Annotated in this window: 6 protein-coding genes; 5 read left to right on the plus strand and 1 reads right to left on the minus strand. The window is 41.0% G+C overall.

Features of this window, described 5'->3' with window-relative positions; translation table 11 throughout:
- The first annotated feature begins 141 nt into the window (after nt 1-141).
- From ACP8HI_RS01130 to ACP8HI_RS01145, 4 genes are all read left to right on the plus strand, one after another.
- Nucleotides 142-7,374: a pullulanase gene (locus ACP8HI_RS01130; RefSeq protein WP_438349325.1), complete on the plus strand. Its 7,233-nt coding sequence runs from the start codon at nt 142-144 to the stop codon at nt 7,372-7,374.
- A gap of 175 nt (nt 7,375-7,549) precedes the next feature.
- On the plus strand, nt 7,550-7,819 hold the full coding sequence (locus ACP8HI_RS01135) for a NifU N-terminal domain-containing protein (protein WP_438349326.1): 270 nt from the start codon (nt 7,550-7,552) through the stop codon (nt 7,817-7,819).
- Between the two features lie 225 nt (nt 7,820-8,044).
- Nucleotides 8,045-8,287 carry a DUF3934 family protein gene (locus ACP8HI_RS01140; protein ID WP_438349327.1) on the plus strand — a complete coding sequence of 81 codons (243 nt, stop codon included), beginning with the start codon at nt 8,045-8,047 and terminating at the stop codon, nt 8,285-8,287.
- Nucleotides 8,288-8,492: 205 nt separating this feature from the next.
- A complete protein-coding gene (locus ACP8HI_RS01145; protein ID WP_438349328.1) occupies nt 8,493-9,623 on the plus strand; it encodes a polysaccharide deacetylase family protein in 1,131 nt (376 codons plus the stop codon).
- Nucleotides 9,624-10,166: 543 nt separating this feature from the next.
- Here the strand turns inward: ACP8HI_RS01145 and ACP8HI_RS01150 are convergent.
- Nucleotides 10,167-11,072 carry an AraC family transcriptional regulator gene (locus tag ACP8HI_RS01150; RefSeq protein ID WP_438349329.1) on the minus strand — a complete coding sequence of 302 codons (906 nt, stop codon included), beginning with the start codon at nt 11,070-11,072 and terminating at the stop codon, nt 10,167-10,169.
- Nucleotides 11,073-11,316: 244 nt separating this feature from the next.
- On the opposite strand from ACP8HI_RS01150, the gene ACP8HI_RS01155 reads away from it, so the two are divergent.
- The gene (locus ACP8HI_RS01155) at nt 11,317-11,874 is read left to right on the plus strand and encodes a carbohydrate-binding family 9-like protein (RefSeq protein ID WP_438351667.1); all 558 of its coding nucleotides are present in this window, start codon (nt 11,317-11,319) and stop codon (nt 11,872-11,874) included.
- Nucleotides 11,875-11,888: the final 14 nt, after the last annotated feature.

Here is an 11,888-nt window from a genome sequence, read left to right on the forward strand (position 1 = left end):
AATTGGAATCATTTGCAATAGGTACTTACTATCGTGAATCTAGTGGGTTTATCAGCTGAAATTTTAAAAGGGGGGAATACCGTCTTTTGTGCAATCGTTTGCATTTTTTTGTTGAAATTTATAATAGGGAGTGTTGCTCACGTGAAATCTATTCATAAAATGAAAAAAATATTATCCATCTTTATGGTACTTATACTTGTTATTTCGAGCATTGGGTTATTTCCTTTACAAGCAGGTGCAGATGCCCCTACTAAAGTTGTATTAGCAGGTGATTTGCAATCTGAGTTAGGGCACAGCGGGGATTGGGATCCTGAGGCTACCGCGACTGAAATGGTCGATAAGGGCAATGGAAACTATCAGTTTACGGGTACCTTGCCTGCAGGTACTTATCAATACAAAGTTGTTGCTGCTGGAGAATGGCATGGTTTCAGCAACTACACCAACCCAGCCGGGGTTGATGCTGGAGGAAACATCAACATTACATTAACTCAAGATGAAGTGGTGACTTTCTACTACAACGACAACACACACCAAATCGCAGATTCTACATACTACACTCCGATTGCAACGGATAAGCTCCCTCGGGTAGTTGGAGATTTGCAAATGGATATGGGAGATTCCAATAACTGGTCTCCGGCTGACGCTCAAGCCATCATGCACGATGATGATTTCGATAATATTTATTCGGTCACGAAGATTGTTTACGCTGGTGATTATGACTATAAAATTGTCCTTGGCTCTGGCTGGGGAGTGGAGTATCCCGGAAGTAATGCGAAGCTGAGTCTTCCCGAAGAGCTTCCAGTCACATTCAATTACAATGCATCAGATCATAGTGTATCGGCAGAATTCGTTGCGCCAGGTGACGATATTCCGGCCAATACGGTTCGTATACATTATCAAAGAGCGGACAATAACTATAGTCCTTATGGAATTTGGAACTGGGATGATGTAGCAAGACCGTCGTCCGTATGGGCATCAGATGCGACTCCATTTCCAGCTGATCAAGTAGATCCATTTGGAGCATATGTTGATATTCCGCTCAAAAAGAATGCGAAGAAAATAGGCTTTTTTGTTGTGAATCGCACCGAAGGTGATAAAGATAAAGAAGACAATAGAAGTTTTAATCTTTTGGATAAATATAATCAGATATGGATCACACAAGGAGACAATAACGTATATGTCTCATCTAAAGGAGATTTACCTACAGGTCTGACGTCTGCTGAGGTATTATCTGAAAGTAAAATTCGGTTAGGATTTACGATGACCGAAGGTCTGGATGAGAAAGCATTGAAAGATGGACTGATCATTACAGACAAAAATGGTGATGCTGTAACGGTCAACAGAGTCCAAATCATTAGTGCAACAACGGTTGAAGTTGTGACAACACCGTTCTCATTGGAGAATGTTCCATTAAGTGTCACATACTCTGGAAGAACCCTACTGGCTACGACTGGTTGGAGAATGATCGATGAAATGTACCATTATGAGGGGGATGATCTCGGAGCGACATATCACGCGGATACGAAAAGCGTAACGCTTAAGCTTTGGGCACCCAAAGCGAGTTCGGTAGTTGCGGATGTATATGACAAAGATGATGCTGCGCAGCTAGTGAGAAGTGTGAACTTAACCCAAGAGGATAAAGGTATATGGTCTGCTAGGATTTCCCCCGGGGATCTAGGTGTTACAGATCTTAAAGGCTATTTCTATCAATATGAAGTAACCAATAACGGTGTAGCGAAACAAGTGCTTGATCCTTATGCCAAATCAATGGCTCCATTTAGAGTCAATACGAAAGGTGAAGTTGGTTCTGATGGAGATGCTGTAGGAAAAGCGGCTATCGTGGACTTAAGCGGAACGAACCCCGCAGGTTTTGACTTCGCAAATATTGAAGGATATGAACAAAGAGAAGATGCAATTATTTGGGAGATCCATGTAAGAGACTTCACATCAGACCCATCTATTAAAGATGACTTGAACAATGTGAAATGGGGATCCTATGATGCCTTTAAGAGCAAGCTTGACTACATTAAGTCTCTAGGTGTAACGCATGTTCAATTGCTTCCTGTCATGGCTTGGTATTACGGGGATGAAATGAATATGAATGATAGGGAACTTGATTATTCTGCTAAAGACAATGAATACAACTGGGGATACGACCCACATAATTATTTCTCACCAGATGGTGCTTATTCTGTGAATCCTGCAGATCCAGAGCTCAGAATCAAGGAATTGAAGAACATGATTGATGCCATTCATGATGCGGGTATGGGTGTAGTGCTGGATGTTGTATATACCCATATGGCTCAAGCAAGTTTCTTGGATGATATCGTTCCTAATTATTATTCATTCCAAGATGCCAACGGCAATAATATTGGTGGCTTTGGTAATAATCTAGCGACAAACCATAAAATGTCCGAAAAGTTAATGGTAGATTCCGTTAAATACTGGTTCGACGAATACAAAATTGACGGAATGCGCTGGGATATGATGGGTGATGCAACCTATGAATCTGTGCAGAATGCTTATGATGCAGCAGAGGCAATCAATCCGAATGCTTTATTTATTGGTGAAGGTTGGAGAACGTTCGGCGGAGCCGCTGCAGATCCTTCACTAGCAGGTCAAGGGGCGGACCAGGACTGGATGGACAAAACCGACAGTGTCGGTGTGTTCTCCGATGAGATCAGAAATGAATTGAAATCAGGATTTGGTAATGAAGGTGAGCCGAGATTTATTACGGGCGGCGCGCGCGACATCAATGTGATCTTCAATAACATTAAGGCGCAACCGGGCAACACGGCTGAAGACGATCCGGGTGACATCGTGCAATATATCGAGGCACATGACAACTTACCTTTATATGATATTATTGCTCAGTCGATTAAGAAGGATCCATCAATAGAGGAAAATGATCTGGAGATTCATAAGCGGATCCGACTTGGAAATATGTTAGTGCTGACTTCCCAAGGGACGGCATTTCTTCATGCGGGCCAGGAATATGGACGAACGAAACAATGGAAAGAAAAAGGGAAGCCAGAACAAAAATTTCATGAATTAGAAGATGAAACAGGTCATGTTTTTGGATATTTTGTACATGATTCCTATGACTCTTCTGATGCTATCAATATGTTTGATTGGACGAAGGCAACGGATGAGGTAGCTTTTCCTGTGAACAACACAACAAGAGAATATACATCTGGATTGACGGCATTAAGAAAATCAACGGATGCTTTTCGACTAGGCGACCAAATGTTAGTAGACTCTAATATCACCTTGATTGAAGCGCCTGAGATAAAGTCACAAGATCTCATAATCGCTTATAAGAACAAAGCAACAGACGGAACCGGTCATTATTATGCGTTTGTAAATGCAGATAATACAGCAAGAACACTTACGCTTTCGGAAGATCTAACCGCAGGTACGGTCGTGGTAGATAATGATGAAGCAGGGATCGTTGAGGTTAAATCGAAATCTGGATTTACACTCACGGCTAATTCGATCACTTTAGAACCTTTATCAGCAGTTATTATTAAGATGGAAGCTGCGGCTTCGGTATTAAGCTCGGTAGAAGTGAAAGAATCCAATTATTCATTAGAAATAGGCAGAACCCATCAAACTGCCGTCTATGCGAGATACGATGATGGTAGCCAAAGAGCAGTAACGAGTAAGGCTATTTACTCTTCAAGTAATAACCTAGTTGCTACAGTGACTGCAAAGGGTCTAGTAAAAGCAGTGTCTAAAGGAACTGCAACGATTACAGTTACCTATGGCGGGATCACGTCAGAAGTAACGGTGACTGTTACTTCACAAGCAGCGAAGCGTTATGTCCAAATCAATTATATCCGCCCAGATAAGGATTATGAGAATTGGAAGCTGTGGGTATGGAATACAGGCGTGAAGAATGATCTGATTCATTTTGATAAGGTAGATAACGGTGTGGCGACTGTCATGATTGAAATCGCCCCACAAGCGACAAGTGTTGGATTTGTTCTTATTAAAGCTAAAGGTACAGATTTAGATTGGAATGAGATCAAACAAGATTATCCGGATGATCGTCTTATTTGGGTCACACCTGGTGAGACGCTTACCAAAGTAAACGTGACGAGCATGGTCAGAGAAATGGATGTTTTACCAAGCATTACAGGGCCTATTCTAAATGACGGTAATATTACGTTTGTGTACAGAGATGATGCTCTTTTCCAAAGCGGGCAAATGAGCTCTATGACAGATGTAAAAGTTAAAGTCGACGGTACAGAATATGTAATGACTTACGACCCAACCAAAGAATGGTTCAGTTATACGTTAAAAAATGTAGGGATTGGTACACATGAGTATACTTTCGTAGTGACCAAGGATGGGGTAGTTAATGAAGTGACAGATCCACACAATACGATGAATGGGAAATCTATTGTGGAGTATCAATTGCCTGTGATGACAATCAAATCGGCTGTTAATCCATCAGTAATGACAGCTAACGAGAATGCGGTACTGAAATTGAATGTTGTATCAGATCAATTCATAAACTACCGTGAAGGTTATATCGATCTTACTGAATTAGGTGGACCATCTAAGGTGAAGTTTGATACGGAGCTTTTGGAACAGTCCATTGCAGTGAAGGATTCGATTGCTGCTGGGTCGAAGAATATTCCGATCACTTTGGTAGATCAATATGGTAACAAACATCTTCATTCTGCGACCGTACAGGTGAAGGCAAGAACGTATACTGGGAAAGATGATTTCGATTGGGACGAAGCTCGCATTTACTTCGCGCTGACGGATCGTTTCCAGGATGGTGATCCAACGAATAATAACGATGTTGATAAAAATCATCTTGAAGCTTATCACGGAGGTGACTTCAGAGGTCTTATTGATAAGTTGGATTATTTACAGCAGTTGGGTATAAATACATTGTGGATTACACCTATTGTTGACAACATAGATTTCAATAAAGGCATCGATTTCGACAGCAAACAATATGGTTATCATGGATATTGGGCTAAGGACTTTACGAAGATCGATGAACATCTTGGTGATCTAGAAACGTTCAAAGAACTGATTGATACGGCTCATGATAAAGGAATAAAGATTATGGTAGACGTAGTCCTAAATCATGCAGGGTATGGTTTGAAAGATGAGGACAACAGGCCTGGAATTACGCAGGAAGATAAAGATCGTTTCGCTGGTATGCTGAGAACAGATGGACTTACTTCGGATGAAGATGTGCTTAAGGGAGAATTAGCACAACTTCCTGATTTCATCACAGAGGACGCCGACGTTCGTGCACAAATTATTGATTGGCAGGCTGGATGGTTAGATCGGGCTAGAACAGATCGTGGAGATACGATTGATTATTTCCGTGTAGATACGGTGAAGCATGTGGAAGACACAACATGGAAAGCGTTCAAGAATGTATTGACTACGATGGATCCAAATTTCAAAATGATCGGTGAATACTTCGGTGCAACTGTTGATAGTGATGGTGGTACGCTCCAAAGTGGTCAAATGGACAGTCTTCTTGATTTCAGCTTCAATGAGAATGCGACCCAGTTCGTGAACGGAAACATTGAATCGGTTGAAGCGTACTTAGCTAATCGGGAAGCGCAGATGGATAATACAAGAACGATGGGGCAATTCCTGAGTAGCCACGATGAGGACGGATTCCTGTCGTCTGATGCCGTTGGTGGAAACAAAGGGAAGCTGAAGGCGGCAGCAGCACTACAAATTACATCCAAAGGACAGCCAGTCATTTACTATGGAGAAGAATTAGGGCGTTCAGGTGAGAATGCTGGCGAAATGAGTAAAGGAGAATTTAGCGAGAATCGTGCAGATATGCCATGGGATCAATTGGAGAGTGAAAAACATCTACATGATCATTACAAGAAGTTGCTGAATATCCGAGCTAAGTATTCCAAAGTGTTCTCCAAAGGAACACGGACATCTCTTGTTGCTTCTAATGAAGAAGGATATCTAGCATTTAGCAAAAAATATGAAGGAAGTAATATCGTTACGATCATTAATACGAAAGAAACAAGTAAAGACGTTACGTTAAGCGTGCCGTTTGCAGCCGGCAGCGAAGTGAAGGATGAGTATAGTGGTAAGTTTTACAGAGTAACGAACTTTAATAAGGTAAGCTTTAGCCTTCCAGGTATAAATGAAGGTGGAACTGTTATTCTCGCCATCATTCCAGCGGTTGGCAATAATACCGATAATGAATCCGCTGGCAGCAATGCTTCTACTGGTAGTGGGACTGCCAGTGGTAATAGCAATAAATTCACTCAGAGGATCGTTAATGAAGAATCGCTTAAGAGCGGTAAAGAAAAAGTATCCATTAACCTTGGAGCAAGAGAAAATGGGGTTCTACTTCCGTTGAAAGCAGCCGAGATTCTGGGATCTAAGTCGATTGAAATCAATCAAGGAGATTTCACGATTGAACTTCCTGCATCATTACTGAAAGCCATTCAGTTATTGATTCCATCTGGGCAAGCTGAAGGTGCTGTCATCTCCTTTAAGATGGATGAGGTAGAACAATCATTAGCCGAATCCCTTGTTGGGAAGTCGAACAGTTCGACTTCGAAGTTGAAATTGGCAAGCAAGATGTTCAATTTCAGTCTGAGCGTCCAAATGAAGGATGGAAAAGAAGTAAAGGTAGAACGTTTCGTAACGCCGATTACTTTAGTCTTCAATGTTGATCCTTCTGCGGATAAAAAATGGTTGGGCGTATATTTTATTAAGGACAATGGGGAAATGGAACACGTAGTCTCCTATTGGGAAGATGGCAAGCTTAAAGCAGATGTATACCATTTCAGTAAGTATGCGGTAATAGAATACAATAAATCGTTTGTAGATTTAGTAGGTCACTGGGCGGAAGCGGCTGTTAAGGAACTCGCTGCCAAGCATGTGGTGAAAGGAACCACCGATAGTACATTTAGTCCGGCGGAAAAGTTGACTCGTGCTCAGTTCGCAACGATGCTCGTCCGAGCATTGAACCTGGCGGATGAAGGCAATGTAGCTTTTAAAGACGTCGATAGTAGTGCTTGGTACGCTTCGGCAGTTTCCACTGCATACCATAACGGACTGGTGAAAGGTAAGAGTGAGATTGCATTCGCACCACAAGAGAGCATCACACGAGAAGAAATGGCTGTGATGATCTTACGTGCTTATCAGCTTAGAAATACAGCAACTGCGATATCGAATGGTTCAGGGTCTGCGTTCACGGACGAACAACAGATTAGTTCATGGGCTGTTGGAGAGGTTCAAGCAGCTACATCGCTTGGATTGATGAATGGGCAAAGCAAGATTAAATTTGTTCCGAAAGCGGACACGAGCCGTGCGGAAAGCGCTCAGGCTCTCATAAACTTACTCAACAAAATTCAGTGAATCAATGTCAAGGACCTCTTCCATCTCTATGTGAGATGGGAGAGGTCCTTGTTTTTTGCGTGAATAGCATATATATTGAAATGTGATTTATCTACATGTAGTACATTTTGGAATGGATGAGTATTAGTAAGATTTGGTTCTACATGTTACAATGGTCTGCAGAAGGAGTGATCACATGGCAATACAAATTAATGTTCAAGAAACACCTAATCCGAATTCAATGAAGATTAATACGAGTGAGACGATATTTGAAGGTACTGGGAGTGTATCACTGAAAAGTGGAGCACAAACAGATCATCCTTTAGCTAGTGCCCTACTCAGCATAGAAGGTATAGATAATATATTTGGGATTAGAGATTTCGTAACGGTTAGCAAGGAACCAGATGCACAGTGGGATGACATTCTACCTAAAGTAGAGGAAGCGTTCAAAGTAGTGTATGGCTGATCGAAGCAACACTAAAGGACAACATGAGAAATTCACCTTAGAAGTTGAAAGCAAGAGTGACTTAATAACAAGGTCGGCCCGTCAGCTCTACGCGAATGTGTAGAAGTCGGGCCTTTCTTAATGTTTACTTTGGAGAAGTAGACGTGAGATGGTTGGTAAATATAAATGAAATCGTAGTTAGATTAAATAACTGAGCAGTTAATGTTATAATACATGAGAGTATGAATGCAAGTTCAAAAAGTCGACTTTTTGAATAATCTATATAAGAAACATTGGAGTGATGATATGAGTAAAGCTAAAGGTGGAACAGGCAGAGGGACTGGCAGTAAGGGTTGGACCCGCTGGAATAAAACGGATAAAACAAAAATTGTTAAAAAAAATTATGGTGCTATCCGTGCTGCTGCTAAAGAAGCAGAAAATGCAAAATTGAATGGTCGCAAACAGATCGACAATGAACCTGAAAAGTAAAATAGAATAGATTGTTCTTGAATTACTAACGGTCAGGATAACAAAAACTCCTTGAGGATGAAATTTCTTCAAGGAGTTTTTGTTATGACGAAGAAGTAACAGAACCTTCACTCCGAGGTTACAAACTCTCAAATAACAAGGAAATGGTCTATGATATAGTAATATTATTGAATGCTAGATTATAGATAGATAGGAGTTAGGGCCAGTGCAAATCAAGAGAATCTCGTACTTATTATTAGTAATGTTACTCATGACCATAGGTGTGATTAACACTGTAGAGGCATCTAATATGCCAAAGTTAAAGCTCAGTATCAATGACAAAGTCAGTTCTGTTGATACGTTAATGAAGAACAATTCATTCTATGTTTCCTTGAGAGATTTGTCAGAAGCTATGAATGTAAAGATGACGGGCACTTTAACCGTTCTCACGATTACGGGAACCAATGGATGGATGACGATTTATGCGGATGATCAAGTTGCTATTAAGTCTGATGGAAGCAAGGTTTCGATGCTATCATTTAAGCATGAAGGTAAACTAATGGTTCCATTACGTGAAGTATCTAGCTATTTCGGCTACAATATCTCTTATCAATCACAAGAGAATCTATTAAGAATAAAAGATAGTAAAGTTACACTTAGTGATGCTGAGTTTGTAACAAAGTTCTCAGCGGAGCTGAAAGCAATGACAGTTGTTGTACCCACAATACCTGTAGCATCTAAGGGGAAAGTCGTATATTTAACATTCGACGATGGGCCTACGGCTACCACTGGACAATTACTAAATGTATTGATGGAGCATCATGCCAAAGCTACCTTTTTTATGATAGGGAATAATGTACAGAAATATCCGAGTGCAGTTAAGCGGACGGCCTCTGAGGGTCATGGTCTAGGGTTGCATGGAATTACACATGTGAAGGATAAGTTCTATAAATCGCCAGCAGCGGCGAGAGCTGAGATGGATACAGATAAGCAATATATCAAAAAGATTACAGGCGTTAGTCCAAGATTAATACGCACACCATATGGTAGTAAGCCCTATTTCACGAAAACCTTCAGGGATAAGATGTTGGGTGATGGCTATCGTTTATGGGATTGGAATGTAGATTCGATGGATTGGAAGTATAAAGGGGACAGCACTTCAATCTACAATACGGTCATGAATCAAGTTAGTCGATTGGAGAAGGAGAAGACGACACCGATCATTCTTCTGCATGATCAGAAGGAAACTCTAAAGGTTCTTCCACAGATTATTGAATCCCTTAAGAAAAAAGGATATTCGTTTGAGCTCATCTCACCAGATATGACTCCTGTGAATTATTGGAATGATACACGCTGATCTTGATGAAATAAATGGCTTAAGACCATAATTAGCGCTTGACAAACATTGTGTAGGATGGCGCTCCGATGACGGATTGTCCTTCCGATCGCTGTTGCCCTCCGATTTCTTGATTATATACCCATAGCGGTTGAAATCAGAGGGCAAAGGCGAACGCTACCGCTTCTTCAGGACAATTCCGTCACCTGTGCTGCTTCGCACTTCTTCCAAACCCTTTTATTAGGGATTAAAATCGCAGGATTAAAAGGGGAAATTCGAATCCAATGACATCACGAAGATACCTGCGATCATGCAGGTATTTAATTATAAGTAGGTCACTCTATCTAGAGCTGACCTACTTATTTGTTATTTGTGTGAGCAGCAGAATCTTCGTAATAGAACAGGAGAAGGGAATGGATATGGAGCGAAAAGTTTACGGTCCGCCTTTAAAGTCGAGTTCCATCATTTGAAAACAATTCAAGGAACACGACTTTAACAGCGGATGCAGCCCATATCCAGTCCCTTCCCACCCACGATAGTTACCATTTCATTATGATCAATAACTTATAGAATCCGAGAGAGCTTCCGATATTCACTTGCAGGAATCCCCTCCTGACGGCGGAACATGCGGCTGAAATAATGAATATCTGGATAACCAACCTGTTCCCCAATCTGTTCAATGGTCATATCTGTTTCACTCAAAAGTCTTCGCGCTTCGCGGTGTCGAATGGATTGAACGAACTCATTAGGTGGCATGCCGGCGGTTTGCTTAAAGAGTTTTGCAGTGTAATCAACGCTTAATTGTAGTTCATTAGCAATGGAATGATTACACCAACTCTCAGAGGGAGAGGATTCAATCTGCTCCATAATCTTGGAAAGCTTAGATGCATGTGGTGAAGCGTGAGTTAATGAAATGGATCGTGAGATACGTAATAGATGGGCTAGAATGTTCAGAATGAGTGATCTGCAGACAAGTTCATAGCCTAGATGGCGCATCGTAAATTCGTGTACAAGCTTCTCCATAAGCTGGATGCACACAAGCGGAATGGTATAGACCACTTGTGATGATAAGGAAGTGTAACTCTCAGAACAGGCTTCAAGTGCAAATTTATTCGAGTGAATATTGTCTTCGTTCACAATCATATCTGCTTCAGTTGCAATATTAAGCTCATCGAAGAAATCAAAATGAATGCCGATAAAACTTGCATCTGGCTTTGAAACGACTTCATTCTGATGAAACACGCCAGAGGGTAAGAAGATGAGTTGTCCTGCGGCTATGTCGATGCGTTGCCCGTATATTGTTGTTGCTGCTTGTCCTTGAACGACATAGAGGAGCTCGAAATTGTAAAGTCTCCTCTGAGGAAGTATGCCTGTTGGCATGCGTTGGAATTGTGCGTAATGAATATTTGGGGACCATTCGCGGAAAGTGGCTTGCCGCTGAAGAGGATAAATTCCCCTGAAATTGTCCATAACAGATGCTCCTTAAATGATATATGAGATGGAATGACGGAATTGTCCAAATAATACCCTTTTTAGCTAAATCAATATTGTGATCATTCGGTTATTATAAATGTATTATTACATGACATTGCTTGATATACAATACAGCTGAATAGGATAAGGAGGTAGAGAGCCCATTTCTATAATCACGCAAGAAGATCATTATATATGTAAACATATTGAATATCTATGTGATGAGCCATCTATCGGTGCCATAGACTGGAGCAATTGTCATGTTGTCTCATTAACCGATACGTTAACCGGATTACCGTCTAAAGAGTATACGAAGGTTCAAGCGTGCTGGAACGAGGACGATTTGTTCATGCGTTTCATTTGTGAGGATACCCATGTCGTAGCAGATTATGAGATGAGAGATGACCCATTGTATGAGCAGGATGTCGTGGAAGTATTCATAGATGAGGAAGGCTTAGGTAAAGAATACCTAGAGCTTGAGATTAGTCCAAGAAATATCGTGTTCGACGCAATCATTAGAAATGATGGTCACCAATCTATTGTAGAGGTCGATAGGTCCTGGGATTTTATTGGACTTCAGACTTCAGTCGTCAGAGATGAAGCAGATCAACTCATCTATTCTATCAGAATTCCATCATCCAATTTCATGAGTAAACTTGAAGCAGGATTGCAATGGAAGGTTAACTTTTATCGAATTGACGAGTGTGTGAATGGAATCCGTGAATATCAAGCATGGCAACCTACAAGAGCAATTAACTATCATATTCCATCCAAATTTGGAACGATGCTGTTTGTTTAAACTTACAATGTGGA

The sequence above is a fragment of the Paenibacillus sp. FA6 genome (assembly GCF_051550225.1).
Classification (GTDB): Bacteria; Bacillota; Bacilli; order Paenibacillales; family Paenibacillaceae; genus Paenibacillus_AQ.